Origin of the sequence: Micromonospora reichwaldensis, assembly GCF_031845925.1 — a bacterium.
GTDB classification, from domain to species: Bacteria; Actinomycetota; Actinomycetes; order Mycobacteriales; family Micromonosporaceae; genus Micromonospora; species Micromonospora reichwaldensis.
This window is the reverse complement of record NZ_JAVRFL010000035.1, coordinates 13342-39510: the sequence shown is the minus strand read 5'-3', so window position 1 is coordinate 39510 and position 26169 is coordinate 13342. Positions and strand designations below refer to the sequence as shown.

General features: G+C 76.2%; 7 protein-coding genes. 4 read left to right on the top strand and 3 right to left on the bottom strand.

All coding sequences use genetic code 11. The features are described 5' to 3' along the window. Positions 1–14: 14 nt before the first annotated feature. Together RM555_RS24645 and RM555_RS24640 are read right to left on the bottom strand one after the other, a co-directional pair. Positions 15–1049, bottom strand: coding sequence for a 3-dehydroquinate synthase family protein (locus tag RM555_RS24645; protein ID WP_311413964.1), 1035 nt, complete (start codon positions 1047–1049; stop codon positions 15–17). Beyond that, positions 1030–1866, bottom strand: coding sequence for a hypothetical protein (locus RM555_RS24640; protein WP_311413963.1), 837 nt, complete (start codon positions 1864–1866; stop codon positions 1030–1032). Before RM555_RS24640 ends, RM555_RS24645 begins: the two co-directional genes overlap by 20 nt. Positions 1867–2091: 225 nt before the next feature. Between RM555_RS24640 and RM555_RS24635 the strand changes: the two genes are divergently transcribed. The 3 genes from RM555_RS24635 (at position 2092) to RM555_RS24625 (ending at position 19467) form a co-directional block, all read left to right on the top strand. Next, entirely contained in the window at positions 2092–16893 is a 14802-nt protein-coding gene (locus tag RM555_RS24635; RefSeq protein ID WP_311413962.1) for an SDR family NAD(P)-dependent oxidoreductase, read from the top strand. A 79-nt stretch (positions 16894–16972) separates the two neighbouring features. After that, a complete protein-coding gene (gene mhpA, locus RM555_RS24630) occupies positions 16973–18550 on the top strand; it encodes a bifunctional 3-(3-hydroxy-phenyl)propionate/3-hydroxycinnamic acid hydroxylase MhpA (protein WP_311413961.1) in 1578 nt (525 codons plus the stop codon). A gap of 29 nt (positions 18551–18579) precedes the next feature. Beyond that, the gene (locus tag RM555_RS24625) at positions 18580–19467 is read left to right on the top strand and encodes a class I SAM-dependent methyltransferase (protein ID WP_132240759.1); all 888 of its coding nucleotides are present in this window, start codon (positions 18580–18582) and stop codon (positions 19465–19467) included. A 68-nt stretch (positions 19468–19535) separates the two neighbouring features. On the opposite strand, the gene RM555_RS24620 is transcribed toward RM555_RS24625, so the two are convergent. Further along, complete coding sequence (locus RM555_RS24620) at positions 19536–20297, bottom strand: thioesterase II family protein (RefSeq protein ID WP_151454782.1); 762 nt, start codon at positions 20295–20297, stop codon at positions 19536–19538. Between the two features lie 284 nt (positions 20298–20581). Between RM555_RS24620 and RM555_RS24615 the strand changes: the two genes are divergently transcribed. Further along, a complete protein-coding gene (locus RM555_RS24615; protein ID WP_311413960.1) occupies positions 20582–26131 on the top strand; it encodes a type I polyketide synthase in 5550 nt (1849 codons plus the stop codon). The last annotated feature ends 38 nt before the right edge of the window (positions 26132–26169 follow it).

Here is a 26169-nt window from a genome sequence, read left to right as displayed (position 1 = left end):
CGGGGTGCCGGCCGCTACCACATGCCGCCCAGCGCGGTGCGCACGGCGGACTCGGGGACGTCGGCGACCAGTTCGGGCCCGGCCGGGCCGTCCAGGACGAAGGACAGGCCCGAGGTGGCCTTCTTGTCCCGCCGCATCAGCGCGACCAGCTCGTCGTGGTCGACACCGTCGGGCAGCGCGGTGTCGAGGCCGTAGCCCGCCACCACCTCGTGGTGCTCGGCCACCCGGTCGGCCGGGACGCGGCCGAGGACGCCGGCCAGCCGGCCCGCGAAGACCGTGCCGACGCCGACCGCCTCGCCGTGCCGCAGGCCGAAGTCGGTGGCCCGCTCCAACGCGTGCCCCAGCGTGTGACCGTAGTTGAGGATGTGCCGCAGACCGGAGTCACGCTCGTCGGCGGCCACCACCCGCGCCTTCAGCGCCACGCAGGCGGCGATCTGCTCCGCCACCGGCCGGTCGCGCAGCTCGCCCGCGCCGATGAAGTGCGCCCGGGCGATCTCCCCGTAGCCGTTGCGCCACTCCCGCTGCGGCAGCGTGCCCAGGTGCTCGGTGTCGCAGAGCACCGCCCGGGGCTGCCAGTACACCCCGACGAGGTTCTTGCCCTCCGGCAGGTTGACCGCCGTCTTCCCGCCGACGCTGGCGTCCACCTGGGCGAGCAGCGAGGTCGGCAGGTGGATCACCGCGACGCCCCGGTGGTAGAGGCCGGCGGCCAACCCGACCACGTCCGTGGTGGTGCCGCCGCCGCAGGAGACGACGGCGTCGGCGCGGGTCAGCCCGAACTCGGCGAACGCCCGGCAGAGCTGCTCGACCGTGGCCAGGTTCTTGTCGTGCTCGCCGTCGCGGGCCGGCACCACCCGGTGCGGCACACCCGGGTCGGGCGTCCACTCCGGGGGCCGGGCCGAGACCACCACGACCCGCCGCGCACCGATCCGCGCCACCTCCGCCGGCAGCCGGTGGCGCACACCGGGGCCGATCAGCACCGGGTACGCGCGCTCGCCGAGCGCCACCTCGATCCGGGCCGGGACGTGCGGTTCAGGTGCGGACGGGTGCATGTGGCTGCTGCCTCCTCTGGACGACGGGCACCGGCACGGCGGCGACCGGGCGCTCCCGGACCATCGACAGGCGCAGCGCCAGCGCGGCCAGCGAGTCGACGTCCGGTCCGATGCCCCAGCGGTCGTGGGTGAGCTGGGCGTGGTGCGCCAGCAGGAAGCCCGACGGCGCCGCCGGGTGGTGCCGGCCGACCACGTCGGTCACCCGGTCCAGGTACCGCTGCCAGGCCACGGCGACCTCCCCGCACAGCGGCAGGTCGCCGGCCGCCAGGACGATCTTCTCCGCGCCGGCGTCCGCCTGCGCGGCCAGGTCCCGCCGCTGCGCGGCGGTGAGCCGCTGGCTGCGTTCCTGCCAGTGCAGGAAGAGGAACGCCAGCCGGTCGGCCGCCGGCACCAGCCCCGTCAGGTACCGCAGGTGCGCCACGGCCAGCGGCAGCTCGACGCCGGCCAGCCAGGGAGTGTCCCCGCCGAGCAGGGCCAGGGCCAGGTCGCTGCCCGCCGACGCGAGCGGGCCGCCCCGGGCGGCGTCGCGCACCACGTACCGGTCGGCGGCGAAGGAGACCCCCGGGTCGTACGCGAGCAGCCCCGCCCGTACCGCGTCGAGCGCGGCCGGGGCGGCGTGGAAGCCGAGGCTCACGTGCGGCCCGGCGGGGGAGCCCTCCGGGTCGAAGAACCAGTCCATGCCCGGATCGGCCCGGCGGGCGGCGGCGACCAGAGCGGCGAGGACCGTGCCGACCAGTTCGGTCACCCGCGTGTCCGGGGACCCGTCGGCCGGCACGGCCGAGCGGGCGAACAACCAGCAGCGTTCCAACGACGGCACCTCGGCTGACGGGCGGGTGGAGCACAGGACTCGACGGTCTGCGGGGGGTGGCCCCATCATCGGCCTGCGGCCCGTCCCACCACCTGATCAGCGGTCCGAACTGGGGACGACTTAGGGGGTGACAGGGGTAGGACGCCGGCAGGGTGCTCGGAAGACTTGGGCCGCTACGGCGAGCGGGGTCTACGCCGCGGATGAGAAGTCTCGCCGACGGACGGATGTGGTGACATGCTTCGGAGCGACCTGATCCAGCCGTTGTCCGATCTGATCGAGGCGCACGCCGCCAGGTTGGGGAACAAGGTCGCGTTCCGCGACGACCGCCGGGCGGTCGGCTACGCCGACCTGGCGGCGCGGACCCGTCGGCTGGCCGGTCACCTGGCGGCGTCGGGGGTCGGGCGGGGCGACCGGGTGGCCTTCTGCCTCGGCAACCGGGTGGAGACGGTCGAGACCTGGCTGGCCGTGACGCGGGCGGCCGCGGTCGGCGTACCGGTGAACCCGCACAGCACCGACGCGGAGCTGGCCCACCTGCTGGACGACTCCGGTGCGGTGCTGGTGGTCACCGACCCGCGGCACCTCGACCAGTTGCTGCGGCTGCGCGCGGGCCGGCCGGCCCTGCGGGTCGTGGTCACCGGGGACGGCCCGGTGCCCGCCGGGGTCACCGCGTGGCGTGACCTGGTCGACACCGAGCCGGGTGTGGACGCCCGTGACGACCTGGGCCTCGACGAGGTCGCCTGGATGCTCTACACCTCCGGCACCACCGGCCGGCCCAAGGGCGTGCTCTCCACCCAGCGCACCTGCCTCTGGTCCGTCGCCGCCTGCTACGTGCCGATCCCCGGGCTCACCGACGCCGACCGGGTGGTCTGGCCGCTGCCGTTGTTCCACAGCCTCTCCCACATCGGGTGCGTGCTCAGCGTGACCGCCGTCGGCGCCACGGCCCGGCTCATCGACGGCTTCTCCGCCGACGACGTGCTGCGCGCGGTCGACGAGGACGAGGCCACCGTGCTGGCCGGTGTGCCGGCCATGTACCACCACCTGGTCACCGCCGCCCGGGAGAGCGGCTTCCGCGCCCCGGCCCTGCGGGTCTGCCTGGTCGGCGGGGCGATCACCACCGGCGCGCTGCGTCGGGCGTTCGACGAGGTCTTCGACGCGCCGCTGCTCGACGCGTACGGCAGCACGGAGACCTGCGGCTCGATCGCCGTCACCCGGCCGGACCAGCCCCGGGTCGAGGGTTCCTGCGGGCGCGCGGTGCCCGGCGTCGAGGTGCGCCTGGTCAGCCCGCAGACCGGCCTGGACGTACCGACCGGCGCCGAGGGGGAGGTCTGGGTCAGCGGGCCGAGCGTCATGCTCGGCTACCACGGCCTGCCGGAGGTCACCGCCGCCGCCCTGCGCGACGGCTGGTACCGCACCGGCGACCTGGCCCGCCGCGACGCCGACGGCAACATCTTCGTCACCGGACGGCACCAGGAACTGATCATCCGGGGCGGCGAGAAGATCCACCCGGCCGAGGTGGAGGAGGCCCTGCGCGGGGTGCCCGGCGTCGCCGACGTGGCGGTGACCGGCCGCCCGCACGACGTGCTCGGCGAGGTGCCGGTGGCGTTCGTGGTGCCCGGGCCGGAGGGCTTCGACCCCCGGGCCGGGTACGCGGCCTGCCGGGAGAAGCTGTCCTACCACAAGGTTCCCGAGGAGCTGTACGAGATCGGGCAGGTGCCCCGCACCGCCTCCGGCAAGGTCACCCGCCGGCTCCTGCTCGACCGGCCGGCGCGGCTGCGGGCGGTCAACGGCAGCCACCACGAGACGCTGAGCCTGCTCGCCTGGCAGCCGCTCGACCTGGCCGCCGTACCGCCGGTCGAGGCGCCCGTCCCGACGGCCGCGCAGGCCGCCGCCGCACCGGCCCGCCGCTGGGCGCTCGTCGGTAGCGGAAGCGAGGCGCTGCTGGAACCGCTGCGCGCGGCGTCGCCCGAGGACCGGTTCCGGTCCCACCGCGACCTGGCCGCCCTGCGCGACGCCCCGGACGTGCCCGACGTGACGGTGCTGCTGGTCGAGCCGGCCGACGCCGTCGCGGCGGACCTCGCCGATCGGCTGCGCGGCTGGCTCGACGACGACCGGTTCGCCGGCACCCGCCTGGTGCTGCTGACCGGCCCGGCCGATCCGGCGGCCGGCGCGGTCCAGGCGGTCGGCCGCAGTCTGCAGGCCGCCCACCCGGACCGGATCGTGCTGGTCGACCGCGACACCGGACACCGTTCGACCGCCCTGCTCCCCGCCGTGCTGGACGCCGGCGCCGCGCAGGTCGCGCTGCGGGCCGGAGCCGCCCTGCACGCCGTTCTCGTGCCCGCCCCGGCGGCCGTGCCGGCGCGGCCGGTGAGCGTGGCCGACCCGGACCGCCCGGTCCTGGTCACCGGCGCGGACGGGCCGACCGGCGCGGCGCTGGCCCGACACCTCGTCGCCGCGCACCACGTCCGCCGGCTGCGGCTGCTCCACGTCGGCGCCACGCCCGGGACCGCCCTGGCGGACCTGGTCACCGAACTCGTCGCCGCCGGCGCCGACGTCGCCGCGCTGCCCGCCGACCGGGCGGGCGACGAGCCGCCCGGCGGGGTCTTCCTCTGCCCGTCCGACGACGAGCTGACCGACGACGAGGACATCGCCCGGCTGCTGCGCCTCGCCGGGAGGCTGGACGCCGCGACCCGGCTCCCGGCCGCCTCGTTCACCGTCCTCGCGCCGTCCGCCCTGCTGCTGGGCGCCGCCGGCCGGGAGCGGGCCGCCTCGGCCGTCGGCGCCCTGCACGCCCTGACCGCCCGCCGCCGGGCCGCCGGTCTGCCGGCCCGGGTCGTCGGCACGACCGCGCACGCCGACCGGGAGCCGTCGCCCGCCACCCTCGCGGCCACCGGAACCGGGGCGGGAAGCGTCGTCCCGGCGGCCGTACGCGCCGATCTCGCCGCGTTCGACGTGGCCCACGACGGCGACGACCTGGTCGTGCTCGCCCGCCCGGCGGGCCACGCCGACGCCGCGCACCCCGCCTGGCGCGGCCCCGTCGCGGCGCCCGACGACGCCGCCGACGACCGGGACGCCGCCGAGTTGCGCCGCCGGTTGGCCGGGCTGAGCACCGCCGAGGGGGACCGGCTCCTGCTGGATCTGGTCCGCACCGCCACCGCCGAGGTGGCCGGCCTGTCCGGGCCGGCCGCGGTGCGCCCCGGCCGGGCCTTCAAGGAACTCGGCTTCACCTCGGTCAGCGCGGTCGCCCTGCGCGACCGGCTGGCCCGGGCCACCGGGGTACGGCTCTCCGCCACGGCCGCCTTCGACCGGCCCAGCCCGGACGCCCTCGCCCGGCACCTCGCCGCCCGGCTGCGCGGCACCACCGGGCAGGCCGGCCCCGCGACGGACCGGCCGTCCGCGCCGTCCACCGTGGACGACCCGGTGGTCGTCGTCGCCATGGCCTGCCGGCTGCCCGGCGGTGTCGCCTCCCCCGAGCAGCTGTGGGACCTGGTCGACCAGGGCCGGGAGGGGCTCACGGAGTTCCCCACCGACCGGGGCTGGGACCTGGCGCACCTGTTCTCCGACGACCCCGACCGTCCCGGCACCTCGTACGTCCGGGTGGGCGGGTTCCTCACCGACGCGGCGGACTTCGACGCCACCCTGTTCGCGATCAGCCCGCGCGAGGCGCTCGCCATGGACCCGCAGCAGCGGCTGCTGCTGGAGACGTCCTGGGAGCTGTTCGAGCGGGCCGGCATCGACCCCACCTCGCTGCGCGGCAGCGCCACCGGTGTCTTCACCGGCGTCATGCACCACGACTACGCCGCGAACCTGCGCCAAGCGCCGCCCGGCACCGAGGGCTACCTCGGCGTCGGCACCGCCGGCAGCGTCGTCTCCGGCCGGGTCGCCTACGCGCTGGGGTTGGAGGGGCCGGCGGTCACCGTCGACACGGCGTGCTCGTCGTCGCTGGTGGCGCTGCACCTGGCCGCCCAGGCGCTGCGCGCCGGCGACTGCTCCCTCGCCGTGGCCGGCGGCGTGGCGGTGATGGGCACCCCGCAGGCGTTCGTGGAGTTCAGCCGGCAGCGCGGGCTCGCCCCCGACGGCCGGTGCAAGGCGTTCGGCGAGGGCGCCGACGGCACCGGCTGGTCCGAGGGCGTCGCCGTGCTGCTGCTGGAACGGCTCTCCGACGCCCGCCGGCGCGGGCACCCCGTCCTCGCCGTGCTGCGCGGCTCCGCCGTCAACTCCGACGGCGCGTCCAACGGGCTCACCGCCCCCAACGGGCCCGCCCAGGAGCGGGTCATCCGCCGGGCGCTGGACGCGGCCGGGCTCTCCGCCGCCGACGTGGACGTCGTCGAGGCGCACGGCACCGGCACCCGGCTGGGCGACCCGATCGAGGCGCAGGCGCTGCTCGCCACGTACGGGGTGGGCCGCGGCGACGCCGAACCGCTGCGGCTGGGCTCGCTGAAGTCCAACCTCGGCCACACCCAGGCCGCCGCCGGGGCCGCCGGGGTGATCAAGATGGTGCTCGCGATGCGGCACGGAACGCTGCCCCGCACCCTGCACGTGGACGCCCCGACGTCCGAGGTGGACTGGTCCGCCGGCGCCGTCGAGGTGCTCACCGAGGCCCGCCCGTGGCCCGAGGTGCGACGGCCCCGGCGGGCCGGCATCTCGTCGTTCGGCATCAGCGGCACCAACGCGCACGTCATCGTCGAGGCGCCCGCCGCCGACCCGCCCTCCGGGTCCGGGGTCGCGGACCAGCAGCCGTCGTCCGGGGTCGCGGACCAGCAGCCGTCGTCCGGGGCGGCCTCCGTGACCCGGCGACCGCCCGTGCCGTGGCTGCTCGCCGCGGCCTCCGGCGAGGCGCTGCGGGACCAGGCGGCCCGCCTGCTGACCTGGCTCGACGGGCCCGGGGCGGACGCCGACCCGGCCGACGTCGGGCACGCGCTCGCCACCACCCGCGCCGCCCTCGAACACCGGGCCGTGGTGCTGGCCGGCGACCCGACCACCGCCCGGACGGGCCTGACCGTGCTGACCCGCGGCGAGGCGGACCCGGACCTGCCGACCGTGCTGACCGGCCGGGTCGTCGACGGCCAGCTCGGCATGCTCTTCGGCGGGCAGGGCGGCCAGCGCGCCGGCATGGGCCGCGAGCTGCACGCGGCGTACCCGGTCTTCGCCGACGCCTTCGACGCGGCCTGCGCCGAACTCGACCGCTGCCTCGCCGGCCACGCCCCGCACCCCGTCGCGGACGTCGTCTTCGCCGCCGAGGGCGACGAACTGGCCGACCTGCTCGACCAGACCCTGTACACCCAGCCGGGGCTGTTCGCCTTCGAGGTGGCGCTGTACCGCCTCCTGGAGTCCTGGGGGGTGCGTCCCGACGCGGTGCTCGGCCACTCCGTCGGCGAGCTGGCCGCCGCGCACGTGGCCGGGGTGTTCCCCCTCGCCGACGCGGCGGCGCTCGTCGCCGCCCGCGCCCGGCTGATGCAGCAGCTGCCCGCCGGGGGCGCGATGGTCGCCGTCGAGGCCGACGAGGCCGAGGTCGCCGCGCACCTCACCGACCGGGTGGGCCTCGCCGCCGTCAACGGCCCGACGAGCGTCGTCGTCTCCGGCGACGCCGACGCGGTGCTGGCCGTCGCGGCCACCCTGCGCGCCGCCGGGCGTCGTACCAGCCGGCTGCGGGTGTCGCACGCCTTCCACTCGCCGCGCATGGAGCCGATGCTCGACGAGTTCCGCGCGGTGGCGGCCGGCCTCACGTACCGCACCCCGCACCTGCCGGTGGTGTCCAACCTGACCGGCCACCCCGTCGACCCGGCCCGGCTCTGCTCGCCCGACTACTGGGTGGCGCACGTGCGGGGCACCGTCCGCTTCCACGACGGCGTGCGGGCCCTGCACGGGCAGGGCGTCACCACCTTCCTGGAGGTCGGTCCGGCCGGCGTGCTCACCGCGATGGCCCAGGACTGCCTCCTCGCCGAGGCCGACGAGCTGGCCTTCGTGCCCGCCGTGCGGGGCGTCGCCGACGAACCGGAGGCGCTGCTCGCCGCCGTGGCGCGGCTGCACGTCCGGGGCGTCCCCGTCGACCGCGCCGCCCTCGCCGGCCCCGGGCCGCACCGCCGCGTCGACCTGCCCACGTACGCCTTCCAGCGCCGGCACTACTGGCTGCCCGCCTCAACCGCGGCCGGCGGCCCGGTCGGCGTCGGGCTGGCCGACGCCGGGCACCCGCTGCTCGGCGGCGTGCTGGCGGTCGCCGGCACCGGGCAGGTCGTCTGCACCGGGCAGGTCGCCGCGGCCACCCAGCCCTGGCTGGCCGCCCCCGGTGACGGCACTCCCGCGTTGCTGCCCGCCAGCGCCCTGCTGGACATGCTCACCCACCTCGGCGAACAGCTCGGCACCCCGACGGTGCAGCGGCTGCGCGTCCCCGATCCGGTGCCGCTGCCCGCCGAGGCGACCCTCGAGGTGCAGGTCGGCGTCTCCGCGCCGGACGAGCACCGGCGCCGGGTGGCGCACTGCCACGTCCGGGCCGGCGACGGGCAGCCCTGGCGGGAGGTCGCCGAGGCCGTGCTCGGCCCGGTCGACCCGGAGAGCGGCAGGGGTGTCCTCGCCCCGGCCTGGCCGCCCACCGGCGCCCGACCGGTCGACCTGACCGCCCCGCAGTACCAGGCCATGGCCGGGGAACTGGCCCGGGCCGCGTGGGTCGCCGCCGACCGGCTCTTCGTCGACGTACGCCTGCCCGAGGACGCCCGGGACCCGGATGCCGAGCGGTACGGCGTGCACCCGCTGGTGCTGGAGGCGGCCCTACGCCTGCTCCCGCTCGCCGACTTCGCGCCCGGTGACGACGCCGCGCCCACCGGCCGGCTGCTGCCCACCGAGTGGGCGGGCGTGCGCCTGCACGCCACCGGGGCGCACGCGCTGCGCGTCTGCCTGGCCCCCGCCGGGGCGGACGCGGTGACCCTGAGCGCCGTCGACGCCGCGGGCGTGCCCGTGCTCGACGTGGACCGGGTGGTGCTGCGGACCCTCGACCTGCCGCCCGCCGAGACGCCGGCGCCCCCGCCCGCCCCCGCCGGGCTGTACGCCGTCGACTGGTCGCCCGCCGCGTTCCCGGCGACGCCCGCGCCCTCCTGGACGCTCGCCGACGGCACACCCCCGGACGGGCCGCTGCCGCCGCTGCTGGTGCTGCGCGTCGGCGACGGCGAGCCGGGCCGGTCGGTGCCCGACCGTGCCCACGCCGTCGGCCTCGCCGTGCTCGGCGTGCTCCAGAGCTGGCTGGTCGACCCCCGCGCGGAGACCACCCGCCTGGCCCTCGCCGTCCGCGACGGCGACCCGGTGCACGCCCCGGTGGCGGGGCTCGTCCGGGTCGCCCAGGCGGAGCAGCCCGACCGGTTCCTGCTGCTCAGCCTCGACGCCACCGACGACGCGACCGTCCGGGCGGCGCTGGCCGTCGCCGGGGACGAGCCCGAGATCGCCGTCCGCGACGGCCGGGTCCTGCTGCCCCGGCTCCACCCCGTCGAACGACCTCCGGCCGCTACGCCGGTCCCGGCGCTGGCCGGCGGCACCGTGCTGGTGACCGGCGGCACGGGCGGCGTCGGGCGGCACGTCGCCACCCACCTCGCCACCGTGCACGGCGTCGCCGAGTTGGTCCTCGTCAGCCGCACCGGTCGGGCCGGCGACTGGACGGAGGCGTTGACCGACGCCGGCGTCACCGTCCGGGTGGTCGCGGCCGACGTCGCCGACCGGGCGGCGCTCGCCGAGGTCGTCGCCCCGCTGGCCGATCGGCTGGTCGCCGTCGTGCACGCCGCCGGGGCCACCGAGGACGCGCTGCTCACCGACCTCGACCCGGCACGCTGGGAGCGGGCCCTGCGGTCCAAGGTGCACGGCGCGTGGCACCTGCACGAGCTCACCGCCGGCCTCGACCTGGCCGCGTTCGTGCTCTTCTCCTCGGCCGCCGCCACCTTCGGCAGCCCCGGCCAGGGCAACTACGCGGCCGGCAACGCGTTCCTCGACGCGCTCGCCGCGCACCGCCGCGCCCAGGGCCTGCCGGCGACCGCCCTGGCCTGGGGGCTGTGGGCCGCGCAGGACGGGATGGCCGGCCGGCTCACCCCGGCGGACCTGGCCCGCCTCGCCCGGGGCGGCACCCGTCCCCTCGACACGGCCGCCGGGCTGGCGCTGTTCGACGCCGCCCTGCGCGTCGACCGGGCGACGCTGGTGCCGATCGGGCTCGACCTGGCCGCCGTGCGGACCTCCGGCGAGGTGCCCGCCCTGCTGCGGGCGCTGCTGCCCCCGCCGCCCCGTCGGGCCGTCAACGCCGACTCGGCGCCCGCCTCCGCCAAGGGCTTCGCCGACCGGCTGGCCGAGCTGGCCGAACCCGACCGCGCCGCCCTGCTGCTGGACCTCGTACGCACCCGGTGCGCCACCGTGGTCGGGCACACCGGCCCCGACGACGTCGAGCCGCGCCGCCCGTTCAAGGAACTCGGCTTCGACTCGCTGATGGCCGTGGAGCTGAGCAACCGGCTCACCGCCGTCACCGGCGTCCGGCTCGCCCCGCACGCCGTGTTCAACCACCCCACCCCGGAGCTGCTCGCCGCGCACCTGCACGCCCGGCTGCTCGGCACCGCCGCCACCGAGGTCACCGACGCGAGCACCGTCGCACTGGACGAGCCGGTCGCCATCGTCGCGATGGCCTGCCGCTTCCCCGGCGGCATCGGCTCCCCGGAGGAGCTGTGGCGGCTGCTCGACGCGGGCGCCGACGTCATCGGCGACCTGCCCGCCGACCGCGGCTGGCCGCTGGCCGACCTCTACGACCCGGTGCCCGGCACGGCCGGCCGCACGTACGTGCGGGCCGGCGGGTTCCTCACCGGGATCGCCGACTTCGACGCCGCGTTCTTCGGCATCAGCCCCCGCGAGGCCCTCGCCATGGACCCGCAGCACCGGCTGCTGCTGGAGACCTCCTGGGAGGCGCTGGAACGCGGCGGCATCGACCCGGTCACCCTGCGGGGCAGCCGCACCGGCGTCTTCGCCGGCACCCACGGCCAGGACTACGGCGACCGGATCGCCCCCGGCGTGCTCTCCGACGACGGCGAGGTCACCGCCGACGAGGGGCACCTGCTCACCGGTACGGCCGGCAGCGTCCTCTCCGGCCGGGTCGCGTACGCGCTCGGGCTGGAGGGGCCGGCCGTCACCGTCGACACCGCCTGCTCGGCGTCCCTGGTGGCGCTGCACCTGGCCGTGCAGGCCCTGCGCCAGGGCGACTGCGACCTGGCCCTGGCCGGCGGGGTGTCGGTGATGTCCACCCCGGCCGGGCTGACCGGCTTCAGCCGCCAGCGCGGCCTCGCCGCCGACGGGCGGTGCAAGGCGTTCGCCGAGGACGCCGACGGCTTCGGCATGTCCGAGGGCGTCGGGATGCTGGTGGTGGAGCGCCTCTCCGACGCCCGCCGCCGGGGCCACCCCGTGCTGGCCGTGGTCCGCGGCTCGGCGGTCAACCAGGACGGCGCGTCCAACGGGCTGACCGCCCCGAACGGGCCCTCGCAGGAGCGGGTCATCAAGGCCGCGCTGGGCGCCGCCGGGCTGAGCGCCGCCGAGGTGGACGTCGTCGAGGCGCACGGCACCGGCACGTCGCTCGGCGACCCCATCGAGGCGGAGGCGATCCTCGCCACGTACGGGCAGCGCCCCGCCGGCGCCCCGCCGGTGCTGCTCGGCTCGGTCAAGTCCAACCTCGGGCACACCCAGGCCGCGGCCGGCGTCGCCGGGGTGCTCAAGATGGTCCTCGCCATGCGGCACGGCCGGCTGCCCCGCACCCTGCACGCCGGGCGCCGCAGCTCGCGGGTCGACTGGGAGTCGGGCTCGCTGGAGCTGCTCACCGAGGCCCGCCCGTGGCCCGCGACGGACCGGCCGGCGCGGGCCGGTGTCTCGTCGTTCGGCATCAGCGGCACCAACGCCCACGTGATCGTCGAGGCGGTCGCCGGGCCGGCCCCGGACGCCGACGCCGCAGCCACGCCGACGGAGGCGTACGCGCTGCCGTGGCTGCTCTCCGCGCGTACCCCGGAGGCGCTCGCCGGGCAGGCCCGCCGGCTGCGGGAACACCTCGCCGAGCGGCCCGACCAGCGGCCCCTCGACGTGGCCTGGTCGCTGGCCACCAGCCGCAGCACCTTCGACTCGCGGGCGGTGCTGGTCGGCGCGTCGCCGGACCAGGTCGCCGCCGCCCTCGACGCGCTCGCCGAGGGCCGGCCCGACCCGGCGGTGACGCGGGGCGAGGCCCGGCCCGTCGGCCGGTGCGTCTTCGTCTTCCCCGGGCAGGGCTCCCAGTGGCTCGGCATGGGACTGGACCTGCTCGACCAGGCCCCCGTGTTCGCGGAGCGGATGGCGGCCTGCGACGCGGCGCTGCGGCCGTACCTGGACTGGTCGCTGCTGGACGTGCTGCGTCAGGTGCCCGGCGCGCCCGGCCTCGACGAGGTCGACGTGGTGCAGCCCGCGCTGTTCGCGATGATGGTGTCGCTGGCCGAGCTGTGGCGCTCGTACGGCGTGCAACCGGCCGCCGTGGTCGGCCACTCGCAGGGCGAGATCGCCGCCGCCTGCGTCGCCGGGGTGCTCTCCCTGCCCGACGCCGCCCGGGTGGTGGCGCTGCGCAGCCGGGCGCTGCGGGCCCTGGCCGGGCACGGGGCGATGGCCTCCGTCGCGCTCCCCGCCGACACGGTCCGCGACCGGATCGCCCGGTTCGGCGACCGGATCTCGGTCGCCGCCGTGAACGGCCCGGCCGCCGTCGTGGTGTCCGGCGAGCCGCAGGCGGTGGAGGAACTCCTCGCCGAACTGGTCGGCGAGCAGGCCCGGGTCCGGCGCATCGCCGTCGACTACGCCTCGCACTCCGCCCAGGTGGAAGGCCTGCGCGACGAGCTGGCCGAGGTGCTGGCGGGCATCGCCCCCGGCCCGGCGGCCGTGCCGCTCTTCTCCACCACCGACCTGCGCTGGCTCGACGGCGAGGAGATGGGGCCGGACTACTGGTACCGCAACCTGCGGCAGCCGGTCGAGCTGGAACAGGCGATCCGCTCGCTGGCCGGGCAGGGCCACGACACGTACGTCGAGTGCAGCCCGCACCCGGTGCTCACCGTGGGCATCGAGGCGACCCTCGCCGACCACGACGGCGAGAGCGTGGTGGTCGGCTCGGTGCAACGCGACCAGGGCGACCGGGCGCGGTTCCTGCTCTCCCTGGCCCAGCTGCACGTGTGCGGGGTCGCGGTGGACTGGCGGCCCGCGCTGGCCGGCGGCCGGCGGGTCGACCTGCCCACGTACGCGTTCGCCCACCGCCGCTACTGGCCCCGGCCCGTCTCCGGCCCCGGCGACGTCGGCGCCGCCGGCCTGGACGCCGCCGGGCATCCGCTGCTCGGGGCGTCGGTCGCGCTCGCCGAGACGAGGGGCCACCTGTTCACCGGGCGCCTGTCGACCGACGCGCAGCCGTGGCTGGCCGACCACCGGGTCTCGGACAGCGTGCTGGTGCCCGGCACCGGCCTGGTGGAACTCTGCCTCCGCGTCGGCGACGAGATCGGCCACCCGGTCCTCGACGAACTGGTCATCGAGGCCCCGCTGACCCTGCCCGCCGACGGCGCGACCCAGGTGCAGGTGACGGTCGGCGTGGGCGGCGACGACGGACGCCGCCCGGTGACCGTGCACTCCCGGCCCGCCGACGGCCCGGCCGCGGGGCCGTGGACCCGGCACGCCAGCGCCACCCTCTCCGCCGACCAGCCCGCCGCGTCGCCGCAGCCCACCACGTGGCCGCCGCGCGACGCCCGCCCCGTCGACCTGACCGGCTTCTACGCCGGCCTGGCAGCCGACGGCTACGCGTACGGGCCGGCGTTCCAGGGGCTGCGCGCGGTGTGGACCAGCGGCGACGAGGTCTACGCCGAGGTGGAGCTGCCAACGGCCGCACGGGTCGACGCCGACCGGTACGGCCTGCACCCGGCACTGTTCGACGCCGCCCTGCACGCCGCGCACTTCGGCGGCCTCGCCGGGGCCGGGGCCGGCCGGTTGCTGCTGCCGTTCGCCTGGAACGGCGTCAGCCTGCACGCCACCGGGGCGACCGCCCTGCGGGTACGGCTCACCCAGGTCGGACCGCACGCCATCGCGCTGACCGTCGCCGACCCGACCGGCGCCCCGGTGGCCGAGGTGACCGCCCTGACGATGCGGCCGATCTCCGCCGCCGAGCTGGCCGTCACCGACGACCGCGCCACCCGCGACGCCCTGTTCCGGCTCGACTGGACGCCGCTGCCGCCGGCCGACGCGGCCACCCCGGTCGACGCCGTGGCCGTCGCCCCCGGCCTGGACGGCTTCGGGCTGCACCCCGGGCTGGACGGGCTCGCCGACGCCGTCGACGCGGGACTGGCCCTGCCCGGGGCCGTGCTCGTGCCGCTCGACGCGGAACCCGCGCAGCCCACCCCCCGCGCGGCGCGGCACGCCGCCGTCCGCGCCCTCGACCTCGTCCGGCGCTGGCTCACCGAGCCCCGCTGGGCGGCGTCTCGGCTGCTGCTGGTGACCCGGGGCGCGGTGGCCGTGCACCACGCCGGCGAGGTGACCGACCCGGCCGCCGCGGCGGCGTGGGGCCTGGTCCGCTCCGCCCAGTCGGAGAACCCGGGCCAGGTCGTCATCGTCGACGTCGACGTCGACGGGATCGGCCCCGACCAGGTCGCCGCCGTGCTGGCGGCGGACGAGCCGCAGGCCGCGATCCGGGGTGGCACGGCGTACGTGCCGCGGCTGGCGCGGGCCGGGTCGGCGGGCGAACTCGCCGCGCCGCCCGCCGCCGCATGGCGGTTGGACGCGCCGGTGCGGGGCAGCCTGGAGAACCTCACCCTGGTCCCGACGGACGCCGCCGACGCCGTTCTCGGCCCCCGCGAGGTCCGGGTACGCGTCCGCGCCGCCGGCCTGAACTTCCGCGACGTGCTCAACGCGCTCGGCCTCTACCCGGGCGACGCGGGGCCGCTCGGCGGCGAGGGCGCCGGCGAGGTCGTCGAGGTGGGCGCCGAGGTGACCGACCTGCGCCCCGGCGACCGGGTGTTCGGGGTCTTCGTGGGCTGCTTCGGGCCCGTCGCGGTCACCGACCGCCGCCTGCTGGCCCCGATGCCGGCCGGCTGGTCGTACGTCGAGGCCGCCTCCGTGCCGGTGGTCTTCCTGACCGCCTACCACGGCCTGGTCAACCTGGCCGGGCTCGGCCGGGGCGAGTCGGTGCTGGTGCACGCGGCGGCCGGCGGCGTCGGTATGGCCGCCGTGCAGCTCGCCCGGCACCTCGGCGCCGAGGTCTACGCCACCGCCAGCCCCGCAAAGTGGGACGCCCTGCGGTCGATGGGCCTCGACGAGGACCGTATCGCCTCGTCCCGGACCCTCGACTTCGAGAACCGGTTCGCCGAGGCCACCGGCGGACGCGGCGTCGACGTGGTGCTGGACTCGCTGGCCCGCGAGTTCGTCGACGCCTCGCTGCGGCTGCTGCCGCGCGGCGGGCGGTTCATCGAGATGGGCAAGACCGACATCCGCGACGCCGCCCAGGTCGCCGCCGACCACCCGGGGGTGGCCTACACCGCCTTCGACCTGACCCTGGAGGACCCCGACGAGGTGCAGCGCATGCTCGTCGAACTGCTCGGGCTCTTCGAGCGGGGGACGCTCACCCCGCTGCCCACCCAGGTGTGGGACGTCCGCCAGGCACCGGAGGCGTTCCGGCACGTCAGCCAGGCCCGGCACGTCGGCAAGGTGGTGCTCACCATGCCCCGGGCGTGGGACCCCGACGGCACCGTGCTGCTGACCGGCGGAACCGGAACCCTGGGCGGGCTGGTCGCCCGGCGGCTGGTCGAGACGCACGGCGTACGGCGGCTGCTGCTGGTCAGCCGCCGCGGCGAGCAGGCCCCCGGCGCGGCCGAGACGGTCGCCGAACTGCGCTCGATGGGCGCCGAGGCCACGGTGGTGGCGGCCGACGTGGCCGACCGGGAGAGCCTGGCCCGGATCCTGGACGAGGTGCCGGCCCGGCACCCGTTGACCGCGGTCGTGCACCTCGCCGGGGTGCTCGACGACGGGATCGTCACCGCCCTCACCCCGCAGCGCGTCGACACGGTGTTCGCGCCGAAGCTCGACGCCGCATGGCACCTGCACGAGCTCACCCGCCACCTCGACCTGGCCGGGTTCGTGCTGTTCTCCTCCGGCGCGGGCGTCTTCGGCGTACCCGGTCAGGCCAACTACGCGGCGGCCAACGCGTTCCTCGACGCGCTCGCCCTGGCGCGCCGGGCCGAGGGCCTGCCGGGCCGGTCGCTCGCCTGGGGGCTGTGGGAGCAGGCCAGCGAGATGACCGCCAAGCTGGACCGGACCGACCCCCGGATCACCGCCCGCGACGGGCAGCTCGCGATCCCGTCCGACCTGGGGATGGCCCTGTTCGACGCGGGCCTGCGGCTGGCCGAGCCGGTGCTCGTGCCGACCAGGATCGACGTCGCCGCACTCGGCGAGCGGGTCGAGCGGCCCCCGGCCCTGCTGCGCGGGCTCATGCGGCGGGAACGGCCGAGCGCCCGGTCGAGCGCCCCGACCGGCGGCGGGCGCACCCTCGCCGACGAACTGGCGGCCCTGGCCGGGCCCGACCGCCACACCCTGGTGGTCGACCTGGTACGCGAGCAGGCGGCGAGCGTGCTCGGGCACGGCAGCCGCGCGGCGGTCGCCCCCGGCCGGGCGTTCAGCCAGATCGGCTTCGACTCGTTGACCGCCGTCGAGCTGCGCAACCGGCTGACCACGGCGACCGGTCTGCGCCTGCCGGCCACGCTGATCTTCGACTACCCGGACCCGAACGAGCTGGCCACGTTCCTGGTGTCGCAGCTGGCGCCGGACACCGGCCCGGAGGTTCCGCCGGTCCTCACGGACCTCGAGAACCTGGAACGCTCGCTGACCGAGGCCAGCGTCGAGGCGGAGCTGCACGCCCAGATCGGGTCCCGGCTGGAGGTGCTCATCGCCAAGTGGCGGACGATGCGCGCCGGCTCGGGCGGCGACCCCGACCTCGACCTCGAACTGGCCAGCGACGACGACCTCTTCGACCTCATCGACTCCGAACTCGGTCTCTGATGGCCGTCCGGCCGCCCCGCACGGCGCGAGCCGTCCCTTCCGACACCGTGTCCGACCGACCCCCGAGGAACCGATACCGATGCTGATGACCGACGTCCTGATCGTGGGCTACGGCCCCGTCGGTGAGATGCTCACGATCCTGCTGGCGCAGCGCGGGCTCACCGTCACGGCGGTCGAGCGCTGGGCCACCCCGTACAACTTCCCGCGTGCGGTCTCGTACGACGGGGAGGCGAGCCGCATCCTGGCCGCCGCCGGGGTCGCCGACCGGCTCGGACCGGTGGTGGAGTCGTCGGGCGAGTACACCTTCAAGAACGGCTTCGGCCGGACCCTGCTGCACGTCAAGGTGACCGGCGACGGCCCGATGGGGTGGCCCGACTCGGTCTCCTTCTACCAGCCCGGGCTGGAGGCGCTGCTCGCCGAGCGGGGAGCGGAGCTGCCGGGCGTGACGGTGCTGCGCCCGTACCAGGTGACCGGCCTGGTCGAGCACGACGACCGGGTCGAGGTCACCATCGCCGGCCCGGAGGGCGAGGAGGTCCACGCGGCCCGCTGGGTCGTCGGCTGCGACGGCGCCAACAGCTTCGTCCGGGAACACCTGGGCAGCGGCGTCACCGACCTCGGCTTCACGTACGACTGGCTGGTCTGCGACGTCGTGCCGCACGAGGCCCGCGAGTTCAAGCCGAACAACCTCCAGGTCTGCGACCCGGCGCGCCCCCGCACGGCCGTGTCGGCCGGCCCGGGGCACCGGCGGTGGGAGTTCATGCGGGTGCCGGGGGAGAGCCGGGAGGAGTTCGAGACCGTCGAGAGCGTGTGGCGGCTGCTCGGTCTCTTCGACATCACGCCCGACAACGCGACCCTGGAGCGGTACGGCGTCTACACCACCCAGGCGTGCTCGGCCGACCGCTGGCGCTCCGGCCGGATCCTGATCGCCGGCGACGCGGCGCACGTGATGCCGCCGTTCATGGGGCAGGGCATGAGCTCGGGTTTCCGCGACGCCCTCAACCTCGCCTGGAAGCTGGACCTGGTGCACCGCGGCCTGGCCGACGAGGCGCTGCTGGACACCTACCAGGAGGAGCGCTGCGCGCACGTGCAGCACGCCATCCGGATGTCCATGGACTCGGGCACGGTGATCTGCGAGACCGACCGCACCGCCGCCGCCGGCCGGGACGCCGTCATGCTCGCCGAACTGCGTCGGCGCACCTCCCGGCCGCGTACCCGTTCCCTGCTGGAACCCCTGGTCGGCGGGGTCCTGCACGCCCGTACGGCCGAGGCCCCGGCGGCCGGCGCGGGCGTGCCGATGCCGCAGGGGCGCGTCGAGGTCGACGGCCGCGCCGGGCTCTTCGACGAGGTCGTCGGCACCGGCTTCGTCCTGGTCTGCGCCGAGGACCCCGACGACCTGCTCGACGCGGACGCCCGGTCCTTCCTGGACTCGCTCGACGCCCGGGTCGTCCGGGTCGTCCCCGCCGGCGCGCCCGCCCCCGGGCCCGGCGCCGCGCCGACCGCCTTCGACCTCGACGACGTGTACCTGTCCCACCTCAAGCGGTACGACGCCGTCGCGGTGCTCGTCCGGCCCGACTTCTACGTCTTCGGCACGGCAGCCGACCCGGCCGGTGTGCCCGCGCTCGTCGAGGACCTGCGTCAGCAGGTCCGGCGCGGCTGATCGGCATCCATCCACCGGAAGGAACCCACATGTTCGAGAACCTGAAGATCGCCGGCCGGGCGATCCGCACGGTCTTCACCGCCGACCCCATCACCCGGGTCCGGCGCTTCTACGAGATCCAGTCGCCCGACGTCGAGTTCGCGGCCCGCCGCACGCACTACATGAACGTGGGCTACTGGGAGGACGGCGTCACCGACCTCGACACGGCCGCCGAGGCGCTGGCCGACAAGCTGGCCGACGCCGCCGGGCTCAAGCCGGACGACACCGTCCTCGACGTGGGCTTCGGCTACGCCGACCAGGACTTCAAGTGGCTGCGCGAGCGCCGGGTCGCCAAGGTGTACGGGCTCAACATCACCCCGCACCACGTCGAGGCGGCGCAGCGCCGGGCGCAGGAGGAGGGCCTCGCGGACCGCACCGACTTCCGGCTGGGCAGCGCCACCGAACTGCCCTTCGAGGACAACACCTTCGACCGGGTCGTCGCCCTGGAGTCGGCCTTCCACTTCTACCCGCGCAGCGCGTTCTTCGCCGAGGCGCTGCGGGTGCTGCGCCCGGGTGGCGTGCTGGCCACGGCCGACATCATCCCGGTCAGCGGGGACGTCGTCCGCGCGGCCATCCAGTCCGGCCCGCTGAGCTTCGTCAAGTTCAGCATCCCGAAGGAGAACTGGCACGACCGGGACACGTACCGGCAGGAGCTGGTCGAGGCCGGCTTCGCCAACCCGGAGGTGCACTCGATCAAGGAGCGCACCTGGGAGGGCTGGCGGGCGTACATGGCGGGACGGACCAACGACCCCGAGTTCCGCGCCGTCGTCAAGCCCGCCGTACGCAAGAGCATGGCCGCGCACTGGAAGAACCAGGACCTCATGAAGCGCGAGATGGCGCAGCTCGACTACGTGATCGCGGTCGGCCACAAGCGGTGACGCCCGGCACGGACGAGGGGCCCGCCGACCGGTCGTGACACCGGTGGACGGGCCCCTCGTCCGTGGGATCAGACGGCGGGCGCCGCGGTCAGGGCCGTCGAGATGGCCCGCAGGACCGCCGGCTGGTGCTCGGCCAGGAAGAAGTGCCCGCCCGGGTAGACCTTCAGGTCGAACGGCCCGGTGGTGTGGGTCGACCAGGCCCGGGCCTCCTCGACCGTCGTCTTCGGGTCGTCGTCGCCGGTGAAGACGGTGATCGGGCAGCTCAGCGGCGGACCCGGCCGGTAGGTGTAGGTCTCCGCCGCCCGGTAGTCGCTGCGGATCGCCGGCAGCGCGGCCCGCAGCATCTCCGGGTCCCCGAGGACGGCGGAGTTGGTGCCGCTGAGCTTCCGGACGTCGGCCAGCAGGCCCTCGTCGTCGAGCAGGTGCACCGTCTCGTGTCGCGCCTGCGACGGCGCGCGGCGTCCGGACGCGAACAGGTGCGCCGCCGTACCGCCGTCCTGCTCGATCAGCCGGGCGAGTTCGAAGCCGACGCTGGCCCCCATGCTGTGCCCGAAGATGGCCACCGGCTCGTCCAGCCACGGCCGCAGCACGGTGAAGACCTCCCGCGCGAGCTGGTGGATGTCACCGATGCACTTCTCGTGGCGGCGGTCCTGCCGGCCCGGGTACTGGATCGACAGCACCTCGACGGCGGGGGAGAGGCTGCGGGAGACGGGGAAGTAGAAGCTGGCCGACCCGCCGGCGTGGGGCAGGCACACCAACCGCCTGGCGCCACCCGGAGCCGGGTGGAAGCGTCGCACCCACAAGCCGTTGTCGGTATTTGGCGTGGTCATCCTTGGCGGTCCTTCCAGCGGCTGCGTTTCCCGACCGGATCTGCACGGACCCGGTCGAGGCGACGCTAGTGCGGCGGGTGGGGACCGGACACCCCTAGCTGGCCCGTTGCCTGGTTAGGGGTTGTCCGCGCTCGCGCACACCCAATAACTTCTCCCCGCAGATGGGGATCTGCGTGGCTCTCGGCCGAGCGAGCCGAACGACAGATACAGGTGTCGCCTGAGACTTCTGCGCATTCGTACCGTCGCTTACGTCGAGTCTCCGCCGTGAATCGCGATGGGCTGGGTTGATGGACACCGAAGACAAGCTCCGGGAGTACCTGAAGAGAGTCACCGCCGACCTGCGGCGGACCCGGCAACGGCTCCGTGACGTCGAGGCCGATGCGCAGCAGCCCATCGCGATCGTCGGCACCGGCTGCCGGTTCCCGGGCGGCGTACGCACGGCCGAGGAGCTGTGGGACCTCGTCGCGGCCGGCGGCGACGCCATCGCCTCCTTCCCCACCGACCGTGGCTGGGACCTGGACGCGCTCTACGACCCCGAGCGCTCCCGGCCGGGCACCTCCTCGGTACGCGAGGGCGGCTTCGTGCCCGACGCCGCCGAGTTCGACCCCCGGCTGTTCGGCGTCTCGCCGCGCGAGGCCCTCGCCATGGACCCGCAGCAGCGGCTGCTGCTGGAGACCTCGTGGGAGGCCGTCGAGTCGGCGGGCATCGACCCCACCAGCCTGAGGGGCGCCCGCGTCGGGGTGTTCGCCGGCATGACCCACAGCGGGTACGCCCACCCGCCGGAGACCCCGCCGGCGGGCGTCGAGGACTACCTGGGTCTCGGCAACGCGGGCAGCATCGCCTCGGGTCGGGTGGCGTACTCGTTCGGTTTCGAGGGGCCGGCGGTGACGGTGGACACGGCGTGTTCGTCGTCGCTGGTGGCGTTGCACCTGGCGGTGCAGGCGCTGCGGTCGGGCGAGTGCGACCTCGCCCTGGCCGGCGGCGTGACGGTGATGCCCACCCCGGCGGTGTTCGTCGACTTCACCCGGCAGGGCAACCTCTCCCCGGTGGCCCGGTGCCGGGCGTTCGCCGACGCGGCGGACGGCACGGCGCTCGCCGAGGGCGTCGGAATGCTGCTGGTGCAGCGCCTGGCGGACGCGCAACGCGACGGCCGCCAGATCCTGGCGGTGGTACGCGGCACGGCCGTGAACCAGGACGGCGCGTCGAACGGGTTGACGGCGCCGAACGGCCCCTCCCAGCAGCGGGTGATCCGGCAGGCCCTCGCGAGTGCGGGTCTGTCCACGGCCGACGTGGACGTGGTGGAGGCGCACGGCACCGGCACGACGCTGGGCGACCCCATCGAGGCGCAGGCTCTGCTGGCGACGTACGGGCAGGGCCGGGATGCGCCGTTGTTGCTGGGGTCGGTGAAGTCGAACATCGGTCACACGCAGGCGGCTGCCGGGGTGGCCGGGATCATCAAGATGATCTCGGCGATGCGGACGGGTGTGGTGCCGGCGACGCTGCACGTGGACGCGCCGTCGTCGCACGTGGACTGGGCGTCCGGTGCCGTGGAGCTGGTGACGCGGACGCGTGAGTGGCCGGCGGTGGAGCGTCCCCGGCGCGCGGGCGTGTCGTCGTTCGGCATCTCCGGCACGAACGCGCACGTGATCCTGGAACAGCCGGAACCCGAGACCGATCCCGAGACCGAGGCGGAACCGACGGCGGGCCCCCCGGGGTTGCCGGTGCCGTGGGTGGTGTCGGGGCGCTCCGAGCGGGGCCTGGCGGGTCAGGCGGCGCGGTTGGCGTCGTTCGTGCGCGATCGTGGCCTGTCGCCGGCGGATGTGTCGTGGTCGTTGGCGACGACCCGCGCGGCGTTGGAGCACCGTGCGGTGGTGTGGGGCTCGGACGTTGACGCGCTGGTCGCCGGCCTGTCGGCTGTCGCCGAGGGCGGGCCGGCGGTATCGGGTGTGGTGTCGGCGGGTCGCCGGGCGGTGTTGTTCACGGGTCAGGGTTCGCAGCGCGTGGGCATGGGCCGCGAACTGTGCGACGCGTTCCCGGTCTTCGCGGCGTCGTTCGACGCGGTGTGCGCGGAGATCGATCCGCGGCTGCCGCGTGCGCTGCGTGAGGTGGTGTTCGCCGAGCCGGGTTCGGCCGAGGCCGCGTTGCTGGACCAGACGGTGTTCGCGCAGGCGGGCCTGTTCGCGGTCGAGGTGGCGTTGTGGGAGTTGTTGTCGTCGTGGGGTGTGCGGGCGGACTATCTGGCGGGTCACTCGATCGGTGAGGTGACGGCGGCGTACGTGTCGGGGATGTTGTCGCTGGCGGACGCGTGCGCGCTGGTGGCGGCGCGGGGCAGGTTGATGCAGGCGTTGCCCGCCGGCGGCGTCATGGCGGCCGTCGGCGCGTCGGAGGAGGCTGTCGCCGAGCTGATCGGCGCGTCGGGTGCGGCGGTGGACGTCGCGGCGGTCAACGGTCCGGCGTCGGTGGTGGTGTCGGGCGCTGCCGGCGAGGTGGCCTCGGTGGTGGCGGCCGCCCGTGAGCGGGGTTGGCGGACGAAGGATCTCGCCGTCAGTCACGCGTTCCATTCGCGGTTGATGGAGCCGATGCTGGACGAGTTCGCGTCGGTGGTGGCGGGGCTGGACTGGCGGTCGCCGCGGGTGCCGATCGTGTCGAACGTGACCGGTGCGGTGGCGGGCGCCGGGGAGATCACCGATCCCGGCTACTGGGTGCGGCACGTGCGGCAGCCGGTGCGCTTCGCCGACGCCGTGCGGACCCTGCACGAGCAGGACGTGACGCACTTCCTGGAGGTCGGCCCCGACGCGGTGCTCACCGCGATGGCCCAGGACTGCGTCGAGGCGACCGGCGACGTCCGGTTCACCGCCACGCTGCGAGCCGGCCACCCCGAGCCCGACACGCTGCGCACCGCCCTCGCCGAGCGGTACGTCACCGGCGGCCACGTCGACTGGACCGGATACCTCACCGCTGCCGGGGCCCGGCCCCGCACGGTCGCCCTGCCCACGTACGCCTTCGACCACCAGCGCTACTGGCTCAACACCACCGCCGGTGGCGCGGGCGCGCCCGGGCTCGGCGTCCGCCCCGTCGACCACGCGCTGCTCGGCGCCGCCGTACGCGTGGCCGACGACGACGTACGGCTCTTCGGCACCGAACTCTCCGCGCGTACCCACCCGTGGCTCGCCGAGCACGTCGTCTGGGACTCGGTCGTGGTGCCCGGCGCCGCCCTGGTCGAGATGGTCCTGCACGCGGGCGCGCAGGTCGGCTGCGACACCCTCGACGAACTGACCCTGGAGGCGCCGCTGGCGCTCACCGGGCAGGACGCCCGGTCGGTGCAGGTGAAGCTGGGCACGGCGGACGAGGAGGGACGCCGGCCGGTCACCATCCACTCGCGGGCCGCCGCCGACCCGGACGGGGAGTGGGACCGGCACGCGGCGGGCGTCCTCGCACCCGCCGCACCGCAGCCCGACGGGGCCGAGCCGGCGCCCTGGCCGCCCACGTCCGGCACCGCCGTCGCGGTCGACGATGTCTACACCGAGCTGTCCCGCCTGGGCGTCGAGTACGGCCCGCTCTTCCGTGGCCTGCGCGCCGTCTGGCGTACCGACGACGAGGTGTGCGCCGAGGTGGCGGTGCCCGACGGCACCGAGGTCACCGGCTTCGGCATCCACCCCGCCCTGCTGGACGCGGCCCTGCACGTCGTCGGCCTGCTCGACTCCGACCAGGAGGCGTCGGGCGTACGCCTGCCCTTCGCCTGGACCGGCGTCACCCTCTCGGCGGTCGGCGCGACCGCGCTGCGGGTACGCGCCCGGCGCAGCGGCGGCGGGGTCACCCTGACCCTGGCCGACCCGGCCGGCGCCCCCGTCGCCCGGATCGGCTCCCTGGTCTCCCGCGCCGTGACCGCCGAGCAGGTACGCGGCGCCGACGCGGGCGTCGACTCGCTGTACGACGTCGCCTGGCAGAGCGTCCCGGCGGGCTCCCCGACGACCGCTGGCGCGGTGCTCCTCGGCGACGCCCCGTCCGACCTGGCGGCACTCGCCCGGTACGGGCTCGCCGAGCTGGCCGACGCGGTCGACGTCGGCCTGCTCGACACGGAACTGGTGCTGCTCGCCGCGTACGCCGACGACGAGCGCGCCCCGGTCCCCGCCGCCACCCGGACCCGGCTCGCCGCCGTGCTGACCGCCGTGCAGGGCTGGCTCGCCGACGACCGGCTGGCGGAGCGGCAACTGGTCGTGCTGACCCGGGGGGCCGTCCCCGCCGGCGACACCGGCCGCACGACCGACCTGCCCGGCGCGGCGGTCTGGGGCCTGCTGCGCTCGGCCCAGGCGGAACACCCCGGCCGCTTCGTGCTGGTGGACCTCGACGAGGCGCGGCGACCGGAGCCCGGCACGGTGGACCTGGTGGCCCGCGCGGTCGCCACCGGCGAACCCCAACTGGCGGTCCGGGACGAGCGGGTGCTGGCACCCCGGCTCACGCCCGCCGTCCTCGACCCGGCGCTGGGCGCCGACCTCGACCCCGACGGGACGGTCCTGGTCACCGGGGCCACCGGCGCCCTCGGCGGCCTGCTGGCCCGGCACCTGGTCAGCACGCACAAGGTGCGCCGGCTGCTGCTCGTCAGCCGGCGCGGATCGGACGCCCCCGGCGCGACGGAGCTGCTGACCGAGCTGACCGCGCTGGGCGCGCAGGTCCGGTTGGCGGCCGGCGACGTGGCGGACCGGGACTCCCTCGCCGCACTGCTGGCCGGCGTCCCCGCCGAGCACCCGCTCACCGGCGTCGTCCACGCCGCCGGCGTCCTCGACGACGCGGTGATCTCGGCGCTGACCCCCGGGCGGATGTCCGCCGTGCTCTCCGCCAAGGCCGACGCCGCCTGGCACCTGCACGAGCTGACCCGGGGGCGGAACCTGGCGATGTTCGTCCTCTTCTCGTCGGTCGCCGGCGTCCTCGGCGGCCCGGGGCAGGGCAACTACGCCGCCGCGAACGCGTTCCTGGACGGCCTCGCCCAGCACCGGCGCGCCGCGGGCCTCGCCGCCACCTCCCTGGCCTGGGGCCTCTGGGCCGCCGACAGCGGGATGACCGGCGCCCTCGACGCCGCCCAGCGGCAGCGGATGAGCCGCAACGGCCTCAGCCCGCTCGACACCGACCAGGCGCTGCGCCTCTTCGACGCCAGCCTGCGCGGCGGCCGCCCACACCTGGTGCCGGCGCTGCTCGACCCCGCCGCGCTGAGCCGCCAGGCCGACGCCGGCCAGCTCCCGGCGCCGCTGCGCGGCCTGGTCCGGGCCCGGCGGCGCGTCGTCGCCGGCGGTGACGGCGGCGGACCGTCCTTCGCGCAGCGCCTGGCCGGCACGCCCGAGGCGGAGCGCGGCCGGCTGGTGGAGGACCTGGTCAAGGCGCAGGTCATCGAGGTGCTCGGCTATCCGCCGGCCACCGTCGTGCCCTCCGGGCAGACGTTCACCGGCCTCGGCTTCGACTCGCTGACGGCGGTGGAGCTGCGCAACCGGCTGACCGCCCTCACCGGGATCCGGCTGCCGGCGAGCCTGATCTTCGACTGCCCCACGCCCGCCGCCCTCGCCGACTTCCTGCTGATCGACGCCGCCCCGCCGGCGCCCGAGGCGGGGCTGCTGGCCGAGCTGGACCGGCTGGAGGCCGCGTTCGCCGCGACCGGTCCGGAGGAGCTGGAACGACTGGCCGGCGACGACGAGACGCGGACCGCCGTGGCGGTCCGCCTCCGGGCGCTGGTCACCAGGTGGAGCGACGCCACCGATCGGCCGGCCGACGTCAGCCAGGCCCTCGACGAGGCCTCGGACGACGAGCTGTTCGACTTCATCGACCAGAAGTTCGGCCGATCCTGACCACGAGTCCGCCGCTTGCCCCTTAGCGACAGGTGATC

Excerpts from the sequence above, each read along its gene's own strand:
- RM555_RS24645 (WP_311413964.1), bottom strand. The coding sequence starts at position 1,049 with ATGCACCCGTCCGCACCTGAACCGCACGTCCCGGCCCGGATCGAGGTG.
- RM555_RS24635 (WP_311413962.1), top strand. The coding sequence starts at position 2,092 with ATGCTTCGGAGCGACCTGATCCAGCCGTTGTCCGATCTGATCGAGGCG.
- mhpA (WP_311413961.1), top strand. The coding sequence starts at position 16,973 with ATGCTGATGACCGACGTCCTGATCGTGGGCTACGGCCCCGTCGGTGAG.
- RM555_RS24625 (WP_132240759.1), top strand. The coding sequence starts at position 18,580 with ATGTTCGAGAACCTGAAGATCGCCGGCCGGGCGATCCGCACGGTCTTC.
- RM555_RS24620 (WP_151454782.1), bottom strand. The coding sequence starts at position 20,297 with ATGACCACGCCAAATACCGACAACGGCTTGTGGGTGCGACGCTTCCAC.